Below are 17,503 nucleotides of genomic sequence, written 5' to 3' on the forward strand. Positions count from 1 at the left end.
GCGCGGGATAGTCCTTTGCGCGCCAAAGCGAGCGACCCGGCAACGGAGAGGCGCTCGCCGGAGGAGATGTTTATGAAACGAGTTCTTATGTCGGCCGCTGCGGCCTGCATCCTGTCGGCCTGTACCAGCATGGCTCCGGCCAGCCCCACGCAGGCTGCGTCCCCGGCTGCCAGCGAACAGTTCGCGGCGACGCCGGACGGGGCTCGGGCCTTTGTGCTGGATGCCGAACGTCGGCTCATGGAGATGAGCGAATACGCCGGGCGCGTCTCGTGGGTCCGCAACACCTACATCACCTTCGACACCATGTGGCTCGAGGCGCGGGCCAATGCGGAATATACCGAGCTGGGCGTTGAGCTGGCCAATGAGGCGGCGCGCTTCAATGATGTCGACGCCGACCCCGAAACGCGGCGCAAGCTCAACCTGCTGCGTCAGGGCCTGGTCGCGCCAGCCCCCAATCGCCCGGGTGCCGCTAGCGAACTGGCCGAGATCGGCACGCGGATGGATTCGACCTATGCGACCGGTCGCTTCGACTACAATGGCCAGCAGATGAACCTGGACGATGCCTCGGCCCTGATCGCCGACTCGCGCGATCCGGCAGTGACGGCGGCCGTCTACAATGGCTGGCGCACGATTTCGTCGCACGGCATGGCGACCGACTATGCGCGCATGGTCGAGATCATCAACGAGGGTGCTCGGGAACTGGGCTACAGCGACGCCGGGGCCATGTGGCGCTCGGGCTATGACATGCCCGCAGATGATTTCGCCGCGGAAACCGACCGGCTGTGGAACCAGGTCCGGCCCTTCTATGAGAACCTGCACTGCTATGTGCGGGCGCGTCTAAATGCGCGCTATGGCGATGCGGTCCAGCCCGCAACCGGGCCGATCCGCGCCGACCTCCTGGGCAATATGTGGTCCCAGCAGTGGGGCAATATCTACGACGTGGTCGCCCCGACTAATATTCCGGAATCCAGCGTCGACCTGACGGCCATTCTGGAAGCTCACGACTACACGCCTGAACGGATCATCCGCACGTCCGAGCAGTTCTATACCTCGGTTGGCATGGACCCGCTGCCCGAGACTTTCTGGGGGCGGTCACAGATTACCCGGCCCGAAGGCCGCGAGGTCGTCTGTCACGCCTCGGCCTGGGATATCGACAACGAGAACGACCTGCGCATCAAGATGTGTACACGGGTCAATGCCGAGGATTTCCAGACCGCCCACCACGAGCTGGGCCACAACTACTATCAGCGGGCCTACAACCAGCAGCCCTTCCTGTTCCGCAATGGGGCCAATGACGGCTTCCACGAAGCCATCGGGGACTTCGCCGCCCTGTCGGCGGCAACGCCCGAATATCTGAACCAGATCGGCCTGTTGGACACGGTGCCGGGCACGGATGAAGACATCCCGTATCTGCTGCGTATGGCGCTGGACAAGATCGCCTTCCTGCCGTTTGGCCTGATGGTGGATCGCTGGCGCTGGGACGTGCTGTCGGGCGAGACGACGCCGGCCGAGTACAATGCCGCCTGGACCGCCGACATGCTGCGCTATCAAGGCCTGGTGCCGCCGGGCGGCGCGCGTCCGGCCGATGCGTTTGATCCGGGTGCCAAGTACCATGTGCCGGCGAACGTGCCCTACACGCGCTACTTCCTGGCCCACATCTATCAGTTCCAGTTCCACCGGGCGGCCTGCCAGATGGCCGGTTGGACCGGGCCGCTGCACCGTTGCTCGGTGTACGGCAATGAGGAGGTCGGTCGTCGCTTCAACGCCATGATGGAAATGGGCCAGTCCCGCCCGTGGCCAGAGGCGCTGGAGGCCTTCACCGGCGAACGCCGCACCGACGCTTCGGCCGTGGCGGAGTATTTCGCGCCGCTGAACGCCTGGCTGACCGAACAGAACCGCGGTCAGGATTGCGGCTGGGACTAGGTTGGGCCTGAGATGGCCTGAAGCCCCGCCGGCTGGTCCGGCGGGGCTTGCTGCCCGACCGCTGCTATCAGGATTTTACTCGGCCCATCGGCTTGGCCGGGGGACAGTGAGAAGGTATCGCCGGGCATGATTTCCGCCGAGTTTCGCGCTGTCCTGCACCAACTGGTGACGACGCCGCCGCATCCAGCCGCCCTGGGGTTTCGCCTGGACCATGTCGACACGGACGGGGCCGTTCTTGCCGTGCCCTGGCGCGAGGATCTGGTGGGTGACGCAGGGTCCGGTGTCCTGTCGGGCGGCGTCGTGTCGAGCCTTCTGGATCACGCCTGTGGCATGGCGGTCTGGACCGCGCTGAAGACGTTTCAGCCGATCGCTACCCTGGATATGCGCATCGACTATATGCGGGCTGCCGTGCCGCAGCGCGAGATCTTCGCACGCACCCATGTGTTCCGGCTGACCCGCTCCATCGCCTTTGTGCGGGGGTTGGCCGATGATGGTGACCCGGCGGATCCGGTTGCAGCGGTTCAAGCCGCCTTCATGCTGAACTCGGACGGAGGGCGCAGAGCCGGAGCGAACCTTGCGGGAACCAGGCCATGACGACCGCCCAGGCCTTTGCCGACGCCCTGGCTGTTTCGCCCTATGCGGGCTTTCTCGGCGTTGAGGCTGTGTCGGGATCTTCGGATCGGGCGATGATGCGTTTCTCACCGCCGCTGGTCGGAAACCCCTTGCTGCCGGCCCTGCATGGCGGATCGGTAGCCGGGTTCATGGAGTTGACCGCGACCGCGGCCCTCACGGCGGCCACTCAGGGCACGCAGGGTCGACCCAAGCCGGTGGATGTTTCGGTGGCCTACCTGCGCTCGGCACGTCCCGCCGATACCCATGCTCGCGCCCAGATCCGCAAGGTAGGACGACGCATTGCCTATGTCCACGTTCTGGCCTGGCAGGAGGATGAGGCGGCCCCCGTGGCCGAAATGACAGCACATTTCCTGTTGGCAGACCTGGATTCAACGAACAACTAAATCGCAGGTTGCAAATACACCCATAGGTAGTATGTCTTGATCTGCCAGATCAAGGAGGACTGTCATGGCAAGAATGATTGTGGGTCGCCAGGTGGCCGTCGCGCTGGACAAGGCTGAGTCGGCTATCGACGCCGCCGTTGGCGAAATCGCGCGGTTTGCAGCCCTGCTCCCCGAGGCGCGTCAGCGGGCCGAACTATCGGCCGTTTCGGGCCAGCGCATTTTCGAGGGGGCGAGTGAGACGCTGGCGCTTCTGGCCCAGGCCCGTGGTCGTCTGGTTGAGACTCATCGCCGCCTGGAGGCGCTCGGCCGGGCCATGAATGTGACTGTCACGGCCACAGGGCCGGTCGATAAACCGGACGAGGATGGCCCGCGTGAGGGTGGCGACAACATTCAACCTGAACGGATGGCTGTTTAACGAATACTGTTATCCGGGAGGGCGAATTCACGCCCTTTCGCTCTCCCGGCACGCGTGTTAAGGTTTCGTTTACCAATTTGGTAAGGGGGAGCCTTCATGGACAAGATGGAAGTTATGCGGACGGTCGTGGAAGACCTGTACGCGACCGAGCGTTCGATTGACGACGCCATCGCTCAGTCAACGGATTTCATTGCGACGATGATTCAAAGCCGTCGTGATGTGAACCTCTCGGCCGTTGTGGGTGCCGAAGCCCAGGCCAAGATGATTGAAGCGGTCGCCGCCCTTGGCGAAGCGCGCAGCGCCGTCGTCGCTGCGCATGCGGATCTGGCCAAGGTACAGCGCCAGGTTGGCCTCGGCCATGTGGCCACCGGCCCGGTCGACAAGCCCGAAGAAGATGTCCCGATGCACCCGCAGCGTCCTCGCGGCCTTCGCGCGGCGTCCTGACGCATCGAGACAACGTGTGGTGGCTTACGGGTCGCCGCAACGTCTGACATAGTCGCCCCCGCGTGAACGAATCGCGGGGGCGATTTCATTGCTGGACACCCTCTATAGTCAGCTCGGTGCCATCGTTTGGCTCGGCGTTTGCGCCTTTGCCTTGCTGAAGGGTGATAAGTCCGAGCGGATGGCTGGCGGGGCCCTTGTGATTGCCTGGCTAGCGACCCTGGCTGTTCACCGCGATACCAATTTGACGAGCGTGACGATCCCGGTCTTTTTGATCGACATGGCGCTTCTGGCGCTCTTGATCGGTCTGAGCTGGCGAAGTGATCGGAACTGGCCGGTGTGGGCTGCCGCTTTTCAGTCGATTGTCGTGCTGGTCCACGTGGTGACCCTGGTGGATCTGAGAATCCGCGCCATCGCCTATCTGAGCGCCCAGACGGTCGGCACCTATGGTGTGTTGATCTGCCTGGCTGTCGGGACCTTCTGGGCTTGGCAGACCCGCGAAGCCATTCGTCCGCGAGAGGACGACCTCCACTAACGACTATACCAGAGAGAACGCTGGATTCATTCGCGCGGCTTGCGCGGCACCTGTATACGCTCGGGTCAGAGATTTAGCGTGAGAGAGTAGGGCGTGCTGGACGCGCTTGCACCCATCCAGGCGGCAGTCTGGCTGTTTTTTGCGGCGCTGGTCCTCTGGTTTGGTGGACGGACAGAACGACTGGCGACCGGGGTGCTCCTGCTGGGGTGGCTGGTGACCCTTTCAGCCTATGTTGATGTCGATCAGCTATCCCGCGCCGCAGTATCGCCGATCATTCTCGTCTGCGATTCCCTGCAATTGATGGTCTTCGTCGTTCTTGCGTACCGGTCCGGTCGTGCGTGGATGACCTGGGCGTCGGCCTTCTTCGCCATTGTTGTTCTTGTCCAGATCGTGTCGATGCTGGACGTCCGAATATTGAATGTCGGCTATGTGGCCGTTCAGACAGCGGCATCCTTCGGCATCATGGCCTGCCTGGTGTTCGGCGCGTTCCGGTCGAGATATCTATGGCAGAGGGAGGGGCTAGGCGCGGTCGAGGGATAGGTCTATTTTCCTGTAACAGAAGTCGAATCGTCACCTCGCCCCTTGCCCCTTACCCATACGCAAATCTGGAACGGCATTGATCGTCTGGCCCGGCAGCAGAACCTGTCGCCGTCAGCCCTGGCCCGCCGTGCTCAGCTGGACCCCACCAGTTTCAATCCCTCCAAGCGCGTGTCCGCAGGTCGCAACCGTTGGCCCTCGACCGAAAGCCTGACCAAGGTTCTGATGGTCAGTGGGGTCAGCCTGGCTGAGTTTGCCGAACTGGCCGGGGATGGGGCCGTCGAGGCACCGGTGCCTCTGCTCGGGTTTGCCCAGGCCGGAGATGACGGCTTCTTCGATGATCAAGGGCTGCCGTCAGGTGAGGGCTGGGACGTGCTGGCCTTTCCAGGCCGGTCCAGGGAAGGCCTGTTTGCCCTGAGGGTATCGGGAGACTCGATGCTTCCGGCCTATCGGGAAGGCGATCACCTAGTCGTGGACCGGGCGGCTACGGAATACCGGCGTGGCGACCGTGTGGTGGTTCGCACTCTGGCCGGCGAGGTCCTGGCCAAGGAACTCATCCGCCGCACCGCAACGCGGCTGGAGCTAAAGTCTCTCAATCCAGAATTTCGCGACCGCACCTTTGCGATCAAAGAGGTTTCCTGGATCGGCCGCATCCTCTGGATCAGCCAGTAGGAAGGGCCGGCCCGAACAGCCTATCCGGTTTAGCCGGAGTTAGTAGCCGCGGACGTATCCGCCGTGGACATAGCCGACGATCCGACCGTTTTCGACCACACCGACCCAGTCGCCCAGACGTTCGCCGGCCTGGAAGGCCTGGCCGCTGCTCAGGGAGCCGACGCGCCCATATTCGGTGCCTGGGCCGGACCGGACGTTCACATTGGCCGTGGCATAGGCATTGCCGTAGCTCTGGGCGTAGCCGTTGCGTTCAGCCTCGCGACGTTGCTGTTCGCAGCCGATATAGGAGCCGGCCCCCGCTCCGATGGCGGCCCCGGCCACAGCCCCCAGCGTCCGTTCATTGTCCGAAATCTGGCTGCCGACGAGGGCACCAATGGCCCCGCCGATGACGGCGTTGCGCTCCTGCTGATTGCCCGGTGCTTCGCACTGAAGCACGCCGACAGGGCGGTCCTGGGCCGAAGCCAGGGTCGGAACAGCGACGACGCTCATGGACAGCGCCGACAGACCGAGGGTGAGGCTACGCGTGAAAGACATCTGGTTCTCCTTTGCGCGTTGAAACGATGCAGGGGAAATGTACGAAGCCGCGTCTAGGTTCCCTTAGAACCTTTGTTCACAAGGGGTTCATCAGGCCGCCAGGTCGCCTTTTGCGCCGCTTTCGAGCAGTTCTATCGTGCGATCAAGACCATAGATGGCGGCAAACGAGCCGAACCTCGGGCCCTGCGATGCGCCGAGCAGGACTTCGTACAGGGCGCCGAACCACGCGCGCAGCGGCTCGAACGCGTGTTCCTTGCCGACCGCATAGACTTCGTTCTGGATGATCTCGCCGTCGGTGGTGTCCGCCGGCAGGGCACGCAGCCGGTCGGCCAGGTCGCGGAAGGCCGCCGCTTCCTTCTCGGTCGGCGCGCGGAACACCTTCGAGGCCCGGACCCGGTCCTGATAGTAGGTCAGGGCATAGCCCGCGAGCTTGTCGAGCGTCGGCTCGGTCTGGGGCGTCGCTTCCGGCAGGTAGCGGCTGATGTAGGCCCACAGGGCGTCCTTGTCGGTCGCATTGGCGACCGAGGCGAGGTTCAGCAGCAGGCTGAACGGCACCGGCGAGACTGACGCCGGCGGCCTGCCCTCATGGACGTGCCAGACGGGGTTTTCGATGCGCTTGTCGATCTCCTGATCGCGATAGGCGTCGATCTGGCCAAGGTAGTCGTCGACGGCGCGCGGGATGACGTCGAAGTGCAGCTTCTTGGCCGACTTGGGCGAGGCGTAGATGTAGAAGGCCAGGCTCTCGGGGGTGCCGTAGTGCAGCCACTCCTCGATCGACAGGCCATTGCCCAGCGACTTGGAGATCTTGCGACCCTCGCCGTCCAGGAACAGCTCGAAATTGAAGCCCTCCGGAGGCGTGCCGCCCAGGACGCGACAGATGCGCGACGACACCTTGACCGACTCGATCAGGTCCTTGCCGGCCATTTCATAGTCGACGCCCAGCGCAGCCCAGCGCATGGCCCAGTCGGGCTTCCACTGCATCTTGACCCGGCCGCCGGTGACGGGGGTTTCGACGCGGGTTCCGTCTTCGTCCTCGAAGACGATGGTTCCGGCCTCGATGTTGCGCTCCAGCGTCGGGACCTGGAGCACCCGGCCCGTGGTCGGGCTGATCGGCAGGAAGGGCGAATAGGTGGCGCGCCGGTCCGGGCCCAGGGTCGGCAGCATGATCGCCTGGATGTCGTCGAACCTTTCCAGCGCCTTCAGCAGGGTCGCGTCGAACCGGCCCGATCGGTAACAGTCGGTGGCCGACAGGAATTCATACTCAAAGCCGTACTGATCCAGAAAGGCGCGCAGGCGGGCGTTGTTGGCGCGGCCAAAGCTCTCGCCGTCGCCGAAGGGATCGCGCACCTCGGTCAGGGGCTTGCCCAGGTCCTCGGCCATCTGCTCGCGATTGGGGACGTTCTCGGGCACCTTGCGGAAGCCGTCCATGTCGTCCGAGAAGCAGTAGAGCCGTGTCGGCCAGTGGTCGCCGGTCAGGGCGCGAAAAGCATTGCGCACCATGGTCGTGCGCAGCACTTCATTGAAGGTGCCGATGTGCGGCAGGCCGGACGGGCCATAGCCGGTTTCGAAGATCACCTCGCGCTGCATGCCGGGCAGGGTGGCGAGGGCCTCATCCGTCTTGCCGGCATGGATCAGGGTTGAGGCGAGATCGCGGTCTTCGTCTGATTCCAGACGGCTTTTCAGCAGGCGGGCGAGCAGATTGCGGGCCTGTTCAAAGGGCCAGGCGCGGGCGTTCAGGGCCTCGGTCGACAGACCGGCGAAGGGAGAGGTGTCGGACATGACCGCCGATTAGGGCTGAAGGGACGTCGCGGTCAATGTCGCAACGGCTTTGGCTGGGGCGGGACAGCCGCTATAGGCCGCACCATGACCGTCTATCTCTATGGCCGACCGCCGCTGGTGCTTGATCCGCTCAGCAATGCGATCCAGACCTCGCCACTGATCCCCGGATCGGCGCGGCTGGAGGACGTGGCGCATGGGGCGGCGAGTTCGGTGACGATGCTGGCGCCGCCTGGGGCGGTGGAGCGGCGCTATGTGCTGGCCTTGGCGTTGCGGGCGCTGGAGCCGGGTGGGCGACTGGATGTCTCGGCGCCCAAGGACAAAGGCGGGTCGCGGCTGGCCAAGGAGCTGGCTGCCTTTGGCGTGACCGGCGAGGCGACCTCCAAGGCGCACCACAAGCGGATCGAGGCCGTGCGGCCACAACGGCTAGAGGACATCGATGAGGCGCTTGACGCCGGCGGCCCACAATTCAGCCCAACTCTGAACGCCTGGACCCAGCCGGGGATTTTCGCCTGGGATCGGATTGATGCGGGATCGGCCCTGCTGATGGAGCACCTGCCGGCTTTCTGCGGAGCGGGGGCCGATCTCGGTTGTGGCTGGGGTGCGCTGGCGCGGGCGGTCTTGACGGCGTCGTCCGTCACGGCGCTGCGTCTGATCGACCTGGACCGCCGTGCCATCGACATGGCGGGCAGGAACGTCGAAGACGCCCGCGTGAGCCTTGAGTGGGCCGATGTGCGGACTGTGCCGCCATCGGGCGATCTGGATTTCATTGTCAGCAACCCGCCCTTCCATGACGGAGGCGAAGAGAACCGGCGGCTGGGTCAGACCTTTGTGCGTCAGGCCGCGGCGATGTTGAAAAAGGGGGGCGTCGCCTGGATCGTGGCCAATCGACACCTGCCCTATGAGGCCGAACTGAATGCGGCTTTCAAGCGGGTCCGCCTGGTCACCGAGGGCGGTGGCTACAAGCTGTTCGAGGCGGTCAAATGAAGGCCCCGACGATGCGGCTGGACAAGCTCCTGGGGTCGATGGGCTATGGCTCGCGGCGCGACATCGCGGCGCTGGCGCGGCTGGGGGCGATCACCCTGGACGGGCGCGACCTGACCGACGCTTCGGCCCGGATTGCAGTGACGCCGGACCTGCCCGACCGCATGACTGTTGACGGCGAGCCGGTCGATCCGCCGCCGGGCGTGGTCATCCTCTTGAACAAGCCGCGGGGCGTGACCTGTTCGCACAAGGAGGCCGGGCCGCTGGTCTATGACCTGTTGCCGACGCGCTGGCGCGCGCGCGATCCAGCCATCTCGACCGTGGGCCGGCTCGACAAGGAGACATCGGGGCTGCTGTTGATGACGGATGACGGCGACCTCCTGCACCGGATCATTTCGCCCAAGCGCCACGTGGCCAAGGTCTATCGGGCGATCCTGGCGCGACCTCTGAACGGAACGGAAGGCGCGCTGTTCGCCTCGGGCCAGTTGATGCTCGAAGGCGATGACAAGCCGTTGAAGCCGGCGGAGCTGGAGGTGATTTCGCCGACCGAGGCCCGTCTGACCGTGACCGAGGGCCGCTATCACATGGTCCGCCGTATGTTCGCGGCGGCGGGCAACCACGTCGAGGCCCTGCATCGCGAGCGGCTGGGCGGGCTCTGTATCCCTGCCGACCTGCAGCCGGGACAGTGGAGGTTGCTGGGGGCGGAGGTCGTTGACCGGATCTTTGCGGGAGGCCCGCCATGACCCGCGCCAAGATTTGCGGCGTGAAGACACCGGCGGCCCTGCAGGCGGCGGCGGTCGGCGGCGCGGCCTATGTAGGGCTGGTGTCGTTCGAGCGTAGCGCCCGACACCTGAGCGTGGACGCCATGGTGGAATTGCTGGCCGAAGCGGGGCGACAGGTCCCCGTTGTGGTGCTGACGGTGGACGCCGACGATACGCAGCTGGCGGAGATTGCGGCGCGCGTGCGCCCCGACCTTATCCAGCTGCATGGAGCCGAAACGCCCGAACGCGCCGTGCAAGTGCGTGATCTGACCGGCGCGGGCCTCATCAAAGCCTTGCCGGTGTCGTCGATTGCCGACGTCGAGGCCGCCGATGACTGGGACGGGGTCGTCGACCACCTGATGTTCGATGCAAGGCCACCGGTTGATGCTGATCGGCCCGGTGGTCGGGGTGTGGCCTTCGACTGGTCCCTACTCTCGGGCCTTCGGTTGTCGCGGCCCTGGTTTCTTGCTGGGGGGCTGACGCCCGGCAATGTCGCTCAGGCGATCCGGCAAACCCAGGCACCGCTTGTCGATGTCTCATCTGGCGTTGAGCGCGCACCCGGTGTTAAGGACACGGACCTGATCCGGGCCTTTCTGGATCAGGTCCGGGACGCCTCCCCGCGTTAGAGAACCTAGCCGTGACTCTTGCCAATGAATACGCCTGGCCGGACGACCAGGGGCGCTTCGGCCCCTATGGCGGTCGCTTCGTCTCCGAGACTTTGATGCCGGCGATACAGGAGCTGGACGCCGCCTACGCTGCGGCCAGGGCTGACCCGGCCTTTCAGGCCGAGCTGGACGGCTTTCTGGAACACTATGTTGGACGTGCCAGCCCGCTCTATTTCGCGGAACGGCTGACCGAGCATTTCGGCGGAGCCCGCATCTGGCTCAAGCGCGAGGACCTGAACCACACGGGCGCGCACAAGATCAACAACTGCATGGGCCAGATCCTGCTGGCCCGCCGCATGGGCAAGACCCGCATTATCGCCGAGACGGGCGCGGGCCAGCACGGCGTGGCATCGGCGACGGTGTGCGCGCGCTTTGGTTTGCCGTGTACGGTCTATATGGGGGCCGTTGACGTCGAGCGGCAGCAGCCGAACGTCTTTCGCATGAAGCTGCTGGGGGCCGAGGTGTTTCCGGTGACGGCGGGAGCGGCAACGCTCAAGGACGCCATGAACGAGGCCATGCGCGACTGGGTTACCAATGTCGCGGACACCTACTACATCATCGGCACGGCAGCAGGGCCGGCTCCCTATCCAGCCATGGTGCGCGACTTTCAGTCGGTGATCGGTCACGAAATCAGACGTCAGGCCGAGGCCCAGATCGGCCATTTGCCGAACGCGGTGGTCGCCTGCATCGGCGGCGGCTCGAACGCCATCGGGGCCTTCCATCCCTTTATCGGCGACGAGGGCGTGCGGCTGATCGGCGTGGAAGCGGCGGGCTATGGCCTGGATACGCCCGACCACGCGGCCAGCCTCAAGGGCGGACGCCCCGGTGTGCTGCACGGCAACCGCACCTATCTGCTTCAGGACGACGACGGCCAGATCCTGGAGGGCCATTCGATCTCGGCGGGGCTGGATTACCCCGGCATCGGACCGGAGCACGCCTGGCTGCACGACATTGGCCGGGCCGAGTACCGCTCCACCACCGACCAGGAGGCGCTGGACGCCTTTCAGGTCTGCTCGAAACTGGAAGGGATCATTCCGGCCCTGGAGCCGTCCCACGCCCTGGCTCGCGCCGGCGAGATCGCGCGTGAGGTCGGTCAGGACGGCGACATTGTGGTCCTGATGAGCGGTCGTGGCGACAAGGACATCTTCACGGTGGCCAGGCATTTGGGGGTAGAGCTGTGACCACCGCCCGTATCGACGCCCGTTTCGCCAAGCTGAAGGCCGAGGGTCGGGCAGGCTTCGTCACCTATGTGATGGCCGGTGATCCCTCCCGCGACGAGGCGCTGGAAATCCTGCGCGGCCTTCCCGCCGCCGGTGCCGATTTCATCGAGCTGGGCTTTCCCTTTTCCGACCCCATGGCAGAGGGGCCGCCGATCCAGAAGGCGGCGCTGCGCGGCCTGAAGGCCGGGCTGACGCTGAAAGGCACGCTGGCCCTGGCGACCGATTTCCGGGCGGTTGATGCCGATACACCCCTGATCCTGATGGGCTACCTCAATCCCATCGAAACGATGGGCTACCCCGCCTTTGCCGCCCAGTGCGCTGAGTCAGGCGTCGACGGCCTGATCGTTGTGGATTGCCCCCCCGAAGAGGCCGGGCCGCTGACCGATGCTCTGGACGCCCATCACATTGCCTTGATCCGCCTGGCCACGCCAACCACGGACGATCAGCGTCTCAAGGTTGTGGCCGAACGCACAAGCGGTTTTGTCTATTACGTTTCTGTCGCCGGCGTGACGGGCGTGAAAGAGGCGGACGCCGCCTCGGTTGCTCCTGCCGTCGTGCGTGTCAGGGCCGCTTCCGGCTTGCCCGTTGCGGTTGGCTTCGGCATCAAGACCGCTGCAAGGGCCGGAGAAGTCGCCCGCGTCGCGGATGCGGTGGTGGTCGGCTCGGCCCTTGTCGAAGAGGTTGACCAGGCCTTGTCTGAGAACCGATCGGCGGTGTCGGCCGTTCTGGACAAGGTCGGCGAACTGGCTGGGGCCGTGCGCCGCGCCAGGCTCGCGCTGGAGAGTGAAGAGCGTTAGACGATGGCCATGGCCGGAAATCCCGACGACCCGAGCGGACCCCAGCGTCCTCCCGCCGAACGCCGCCAGCGCGGCGGCGGCTGGCTGGCGCGTATTGCACCGGGCGTGCGCAAGATCGTCGGTCGTCGTGACACGCCGGAGAACCTCTGGGTCAAGGACCCTGACACCGGTGAGATGATCTATCGCCCCGAGCTGGAGGCGGCCCTGTGGGTCACCCCCTCTGGCAAGCATATGCGGATCAATGCCGAACAGCGCCTGTCGGTGACGTTCGATGACGGCCAGTATGAATCCTTGCCGACGCCCGACGCGCCGGAAGACCCGCTGAAGTTCTCCGACGGCCGCCCCTATCGCGAGCGTCTGGCCTCGGCCCGCAAGGCCAATGGCACCAAGGATGTGATGTCCATCGGCTTTGGCACGATCCAGGGTGAGCCTGCCGTCGTCCTGGTGCAGAACTTTGCCTTCATGGGCGGTTCGCTGGGCATGGCGGCGGGGGAAGGCTTCATCGCCGCCGCCCATGCCGCCATCGCGCGCGGTGTGCCGATGGTCTGTTTTACCGCTGCCGGTGGCGCGCGGATGCAGGAAGGCGCGCTGTCGCTGATGCAGATGGCGCGCACGACCCTGGCCATCAATGAGATGAAGGCGGCGGGCCTGCCCTATGTGGTGGTGCTGACGGATCCGACGACCGGGGGCGTCACGGCCTCCTACGCCATGCTGGGCGATGTCCATCTGGCCGAGCCCGGGGCCCTGATTGGCTTTGCCGGCCCCCGCGTGATCGAACAGACCATTCGAGAGAAACTGCCGCCGGGCTTCCAGAGATCTGAATATCTTCAGGAAAAAGGCATGGTCGACAAGGTTGTGCCGCGCAATGAGCTGCCCGAGGTTCTGGGTCAGGTCCTGTCCATCCTGATGGGCGGGCGACGGGCCGCGGCCTGATCCGACGACGCGAGATGGATCCCATCTCCGCGCGCCTCCTGGCCCGTCATCCGCAGAAGATCGACCTGTCGCTGGACCGCATTCAGCGTTTGCTCGCGGCTGTCGGCAACCCTCAGGACCAGTTGCCCCCGGTCGTCCATGTCGCCGGAACCAATGGCAAGGGCTCGACCGTCGCCTTCCTGCGCGCCATGGCCGAAGCCGACGGGCGGGTTGTCAGTGTATATACATCGCCACATCTGGTTCGTTTCAACGAGCGCATCCGTCTGGCCGGCCGTCTGATCGAAGATATTGAATTTGAACGGATATTGGATCAGCTGGACGTGGTTGATGCTGACGTCCGGGCGACCGTTTTCGAAATGACAACCGCCGCTGCCTTCCTGGCCATGGCGGCGGTGCCGGCGGATCTGGCCATTGTCGAGGTCGGGCTCGGCGGCGTGCTGGACGCCACGAACGTCATCGACCACCCGCGCCTGTCGGTCATTACGCCGGTCGATCTGGACCATGCTGAGTTCCTCGGAACGGACCTGACCGGCATCGCCCGCGAGAAGGCGGGAATTCTCAAGCCTGGGCGACCGGCGGTCATTGCTCGCCAGCAGGCTCTCGCGCTGGAGGCCATCGAGACGCGGGCGGGTGAGCTGGGTGCGCCCTTGTCGGTCCTGGGCCGGGACTTCGACGCCTGGGCGGAACGAGGCCGCCTGACCTGGCAGGGCGAGGATCGGTTGCTGGATCTGCCGCTTCCGGCCCTGGTCGGTCCCCACCAGATCGACAATGCCGGACTGGCCGTCGCGGCCGCGCTGCAGATCGGCTTGTCGGTCGAAGCGATCGGCGAGGGCCTGCGGACCGCGCGTTGGCCGGCTCGCATGCAACCGCTCACAGCGGGGCCGTACGCCGACGAGGCGCGCATAGCTGGGGCAGAACTCTGGCTGGACGGTGGACACAATCCCCACGCGGCGCGTGCGCTGGCGGATGCGCTGACCCAGCTTGACCTCAAGGCTCCGCGACCGCTGGCGCTGATTGCCGGAATGTTGGCCAACAAGGATGCGAGGGGCTTCTTCGAGGCCTTCAGCTTGTTCGGCGCGCCGGTCTTCACCGTGCCGTTCGAAGGGGCGTGCCGCCCGCCTGAAGACCTCGCCGAGGCCGCGCGACAGGCGGGCCTCCGCGCCCAGGCTATGCCGGATGTGACGACAGCCCTTCGCGCGGCCCTGAGCGAAGGTGCCGGGCGGGTGTTGATCTGTGGGTCGCTCTACCTGGCCGGCGAGGTGCTGGGAGCGTCTCCCGACACCTGGCCGACCTAGTCGCCCGAGGGAACCTCGGCGTCGGCGGCTGCGACCTAGAGCGGGCGACGCTCCAGCAGGTCGAGGTCGCCGCCCACCCGCAGCAGGTCCAGGGCGCGCTGGAGCTGATAGTCGCCATCGGTCGGGAAATCTTCCGGCGGGGCCTCGTTGGGCGAGTGCGGCCCACGACGCTCTGAGCCCACCGAGGCGTCCAGAGCGTTGGTATAGGCCGCTTCCGAATAGATGAAGGACGAGCGGGCCACGATTTCCGCCTCGCGCCGGCTGCGCGCCACTTCCAGATCCGGGGCGATGCCGATGCGTTGGATCGACTGACCGGACGGAGTGAAATAGCGCGCCGTCGTCAGGGACAGTGCCCCGTCCTGGCCGTTGCGCAGCGGCATGACTGTCTGGACCGAGCCCTTGCCGAAGCTGGTCAGGCCCACCAGCGTCGCGCGCTGGTGGTCCCGCAGGGCACCCGCAACGATCTCCGAGGCCGAAGCCGAGCCGTAGTTGATGAGGACCGCCACCGGCAGACCGCCGGTCAGGTCACCCGCCGTGGCGCTGTAGCGATGAATGTCGTTGGGCCGCCGCCCGCGCTGGCTGACGATTTCGCCGCGTTCCAGGAAGGCGTCCGACACCGCCACCGCCGCATCCAGCAATCCTCCGCCGTTGTTGCGCAGATCCAGCACGATGCCGCGCAGATGAGGGTTTTCGCCGCGCAGTTCGGCAATCGCCTCGCCTAGTTCGCGCCCGGTGTTGGCGTTGAAGGTCGAAATGCGGATGTAGCCGAAGTCGCCTTCCAGGCGCGAGGTCACCGAGAAGGTGCGGATCACTTCACGCACGATGGTGATTTCACGCGGTTCTTCGCCATCGCGCAAGAAGGTCACGACGACCGATTCTCCGGCCGGGCCGCGCAGCTGTTCGGAGACTTCGGCCACCGACAGACCCGCCGCCGATTGACCGTTGATGGCGGTGATCACATCCCCCGCCTCGACGCCGGATCGCTGGGCGGGGCCTCCATCCATGGGCGTGATCACGCGCACCAGGCCGTTCTCTGAGGTGATCTCCAGCCCGACACCGGAATAGGCCCCGGTGCTCCGCTCGTTGAGGCGCTCCAGGTCTTCGGCATTGAGATAGTTGGAATGTGGATCGAGCGACTGAAGCATGCCGTCGAGGGCGGCTTCGATCAGCTTCTTCGGATCGGTTTCGACGACATAGGCGCGCTCGACCACACTGACGACGTCGCCGAACAGCTCGAGCATCCGATATGTCTCGGCGGCCTGGGCTCCCACGCGGGTCTGGCTGACAGCGGCGGCGCTTGCGCCGATGGCCAGGACCGAGACGCCGATCAACGCGAACTTGCGCATGTAATTGCCTTTGGGACTCATGGGGAGGTTGTCAGTCGGGGAAGTGAAACGATGCTTAGGCGACAAATCTGTGGCGATACTAAATCAGGCCCCGCCACGCGCGTCGAGCCATGGAGCGGGGTCAACCGGTCGATCATCGCGTCGCAGCTCCAAATAGAGCTCGGGGGCCTCGCCTGCCGGGAGCCGGCCGACCGGTTCACCGGCCGAAATCCGTGATCCGATCTGAACAGAGGCGCGGCCCATTCCGGCCAGAACCAGCCGCCAGCCCGGACCGAGCCGTAGGACGATAACCTCGCTCCATCCTTCCAGAGGGCCCGCATATTCGACCACGCCGTCAGCCGGGGCCCGGATCAGCCCCTGGTCTGTACCTGCAAAGGTCAGGCCGCGGGCACCGCCGCCGAACTCGGACACCAGAGGCCCGTCGATAGGGCGCAAGAGCCGCTCACGTCCGCCGGGCAGGGGGCTGGCCCTGACGGCTTCGCGCTCCGCCGGCGTCAGCTCGCGCAGCAGCCCCCCCAGATCATTGACGCGGCGTCCAGCGGCCAGAGCTTCGGCCTCGGCGGTTGCGGCATCCGCGAGCAGCAGCGTTTCCAGCGCCCGCTTCTCGGCAATCAGACGGTCGATGTCAGCCCGTCGATCAGCCAGCGAGCTTTCTGCGGTCAACAGATCGCCGGCGGCGATGACGGCATCTCGTCGCAGGCGAGCCAGCTGTTCCTGATCGGCGGCGAGCCTGCGGGCGCGGGCCTCAAGCGTCGGCGTGACCGAGCGCATCAGGATCTGGGCACGAATGGCGTCGTTGGCGCGCTCGGGCGACACCAGCAGGGCCGGTGGTGGATTGCGGCCATAGAGCTGGAGCGCCGCGAGAAGTCGCGTCTGGCGACTACGTTCACGGCCGAGACGAACGCGCAGGGCGGTTTCGCGATCATTGATGTCGGCCAGTCGCGCGCGTTGAGCCGAAATCGTAGCGACATCGCCGCTCTCCTCATGGCCGAGCCGACGTAGCTCCACTCGCAAGCGTTCGATCTCCAGCGAGATGGCGTTGGCATCAGCCCGCAAGCGCCGGGCGCGTGCCGTTTCGTCCTGGTACCGGGCCTGGGCGCGCGCCAGCTCGTCGCTGGTTCGCTGACCCACGGCAGGGCCGGCAAAGGCGGCGGCAATCACACAGGTGAGGACAAGGCGCTTCATCAGTCGCGATGATAGGGTGATCCGCCCAGAATGGTCACGGCCCGATAGATCTGTTCGGCCAGCATGGCGCGGACCAGAGCATGAGGCCAGGTTTGGGGGCCGAAGGCGAGGGTTTCATTGGCTTTCTGGACAAAGCCGGGGTCCAGGCCGTCGGCTCCTCCGATGACGAAGACCAGATGCCGCTCGCCGCGGTCCCGCAGGGTGGCGACCTTGTCGGCCAGTTGCCGCGAACTATGGGCCTTGCCGCGTTCGTCGCAGGCGATGATCCACGCCCCGTCTGCAATAGCGGCGGACAGGGCCTCGGCCTCGGCGGGCTTGCCGCTCTTGCGGGCCTCGACCTCGATCAGGTCAACGGGGGTCAGGCCGAGCGCCCGCCCTCCCAGATTGGCGCGCCGAACATAGTCGGCCACCAGTTCGGTTTCCGGTGAGCGCGACAATCGCCCGATGGCGGCGATGCTGACGCGCATG

20 protein-coding genes are annotated in these 17,503 nt (G+C 65.6%); 15 read left to right on the forward strand and 5 right to left on the reverse strand.

Annotated elements, in window-relative coordinates; translation table 11 throughout:
* Nucleotides 1-72 precede the first annotated feature (72 nt).
* From G391_RS0106550 to G391_RS0106585, 8 genes are all read left to right on the forward strand, one after another.
* Nucleotides 73-1,923: a M2 family metallopeptidase gene (locus tag G391_RS0106550; protein WP_029086808.1), complete on the forward strand. Its 1,851-nt coding sequence runs from the start codon at nt 73-75 to the stop codon at nt 1,921-1,923.
* A 126-nt stretch (nt 1,924-2,049) separates the two neighbouring features.
* Complete coding sequence (locus G391_RS0106555) at nt 2,050-2,517, forward strand: PaaI family thioesterase (RefSeq protein WP_029086809.1); 468 nt, start codon at nt 2,050-2,052, stop codon at nt 2,515-2,517.
* Complete coding sequence (locus G391_RS0106560) at nt 2,514-2,939, forward strand: PaaI family thioesterase (protein WP_029086810.1); 426 nt, start codon at nt 2,514-2,516, stop codon at nt 2,937-2,939. The genes G391_RS0106555 and G391_RS0106560 overlap by 4 nt, the downstream gene beginning before the upstream one ends.
* A gap of 64 nt (nt 2,940-3,003) precedes the next feature.
* Nucleotides 3,004-3,354: a hypothetical protein gene (locus tag G391_RS0106565; protein WP_035303939.1), complete on the forward strand. Its 351-nt coding sequence runs from the start codon at nt 3,004-3,006 to the stop codon at nt 3,352-3,354.
* A gap of 96 nt (nt 3,355-3,450) precedes the next feature.
* Nucleotides 3,451-3,798: a hypothetical protein gene (locus G391_RS0106570; protein ID WP_029086812.1), complete on the forward strand. Its 348-nt coding sequence runs from the start codon at nt 3,451-3,453 to the stop codon at nt 3,796-3,798.
* Between the two features lie 88 nt (nt 3,799-3,886).
* Nucleotides 3,887-4,330 (forward strand): hypothetical protein, encoded by a 444-nt coding sequence (locus G391_RS15155; RefSeq protein WP_051257193.1) that lies wholly within the window; start codon nt 3,887-3,889, stop codon nt 4,328-4,330.
* 93 nt (nt 4,331-4,423) lie between these two features.
* Nucleotides 4,424-4,870: a hypothetical protein gene (locus tag G391_RS0106580; protein WP_029086813.1), complete on the forward strand. Its 447-nt coding sequence runs from the start codon at nt 4,424-4,426 to the stop codon at nt 4,868-4,870.
* A gap of 42 nt (nt 4,871-4,912) precedes the next feature.
* Nucleotides 4,913-5,539 (forward strand): S24 family peptidase, encoded by a 627-nt coding sequence (locus G391_RS0106585; protein ID WP_029086814.1) that lies wholly within the window; start codon nt 4,913-4,915, stop codon nt 5,537-5,539.
* 39 nt (nt 5,540-5,578) lie between these two features.
* On the opposite strand, the gene G391_RS0106590 is transcribed toward G391_RS0106585, so the two are convergent.
* On the reverse strand, nt 5,579-6,073 hold the full coding sequence (locus G391_RS0106590) for an SH3 domain-containing protein (protein WP_029086815.1): 495 nt from the start codon (nt 6,071-6,073) through the stop codon (nt 5,579-5,581).
* 90 nt (nt 6,074-6,163) lie between these two features.
* Nucleotides 6,164-7,852 (reverse strand): lysine--tRNA ligase, encoded by a 1,689-nt coding sequence (locus G391_RS0106595; protein WP_035303941.1) that lies wholly within the window; start codon nt 7,850-7,852, stop codon nt 6,164-6,166.
* Between the two features lie 84 nt (nt 7,853-7,936).
* On the opposite strand from G391_RS0106595, the gene G391_RS0106600 reads away from it, so the two are divergent.
* From G391_RS0106600 to G391_RS0106630, 7 genes are read left to right on the forward strand one after another with little or no spacing between them, the layout of a single operon-like run.
* Complete coding sequence (locus G391_RS0106600) at nt 7,937-8,836, forward strand: class I SAM-dependent methyltransferase (RefSeq protein WP_029086817.1); 900 nt, start codon at nt 7,937-7,939, stop codon at nt 8,834-8,836.
* Nucleotides 8,833-9,576, forward strand: coding sequence for a pseudouridine synthase (locus tag G391_RS0106605; protein ID WP_029086818.1), 744 nt, complete (start codon nt 8,833-8,835; stop codon nt 9,574-9,576). The genes G391_RS0106600 and G391_RS0106605 overlap by 4 nt, the downstream gene beginning before the upstream one ends.
* Complete coding sequence (locus tag G391_RS0106610) at nt 9,573-10,220, forward strand: phosphoribosylanthranilate isomerase (RefSeq protein WP_029086819.1); 648 nt, start codon at nt 9,573-9,575, stop codon at nt 10,218-10,220. The genes G391_RS0106605 and G391_RS0106610 overlap by 4 nt, the downstream gene beginning before the upstream one ends.
* 11 nt (nt 10,221-10,231) lie before the next feature.
* Entirely contained in the window at nt 10,232-11,440 is a 1,209-nt protein-coding gene (gene trpB, locus G391_RS0106615; protein WP_029086820.1) for a tryptophan synthase subunit beta, read from the forward strand.
* On the forward strand, nt 11,437-12,276 hold the full coding sequence (gene trpA / locus G391_RS0106620) for a tryptophan synthase subunit alpha (protein WP_029086821.1): 840 nt from the start codon (nt 11,437-11,439) through the stop codon (nt 12,274-12,276). Before trpB ends, trpA begins: the two co-directional genes overlap by 4 nt.
* Nucleotides 12,277-12,279: 3 nt before the next feature.
* Nucleotides 12,280-13,209, forward strand: coding sequence for an acetyl-CoA carboxylase carboxyltransferase subunit beta (locus G391_RS0106625; protein WP_029086822.1), 930 nt, complete (start codon nt 12,280-12,282; stop codon nt 13,207-13,209).
* Nucleotides 13,210-13,223: 14 nt separating this feature from the next.
* On the forward strand, nt 13,224-14,504 hold the full coding sequence (locus G391_RS0106630) for a bifunctional folylpolyglutamate synthase/dihydrofolate synthase (protein WP_029086823.1): 1,281 nt from the start codon (nt 13,224-13,226) through the stop codon (nt 14,502-14,504).
* A 35-nt stretch (nt 14,505-14,539) separates the two neighbouring features.
* On the opposite strand, the gene G391_RS14105 is transcribed toward G391_RS0106630, so the two are convergent.
* The 3 genes from G391_RS14105 to rlmH form a co-directional block, all read right to left on the reverse strand.
* On the reverse strand, nt 14,540-15,850 hold the full coding sequence (locus tag G391_RS14105) for a S41 family peptidase (RefSeq protein ID WP_084169163.1): 1,311 nt from the start codon (nt 15,848-15,850) through the stop codon (nt 14,540-14,542).
* A gap of 84 nt (nt 15,851-15,934) precedes the next feature.
* Nucleotides 15,935-17,035, reverse strand: a complete 1,101-nt coding sequence (locus G391_RS14110; RefSeq protein ID WP_035303944.1) for a murein hydrolase activator EnvC family protein — start codon at nt 17,033-17,035, stop codon at nt 15,935-15,937.
* Entirely contained in the window at nt 17,035-17,502 is a 468-nt protein-coding gene (rlmH, locus tag G391_RS0106645; RefSeq protein WP_029086824.1) for a 23S rRNA (pseudouridine(1915)-N(3))-methyltransferase RlmH, read from the reverse strand. The genes G391_RS14110 and rlmH overlap by 1 nt, the downstream gene beginning before the upstream one ends.
* Between the last annotated feature and the right edge of the window lies 1 nt (nt 17,503).

The sequence above is a fragment of the Brevundimonas aveniformis DSM 17977 genome (assembly GCF_000428765.1).
Classification (GTDB): Bacteria; Pseudomonadota; Alphaproteobacteria; order Caulobacterales; family Caulobacteraceae; genus Brevundimonas; species Brevundimonas aveniformis.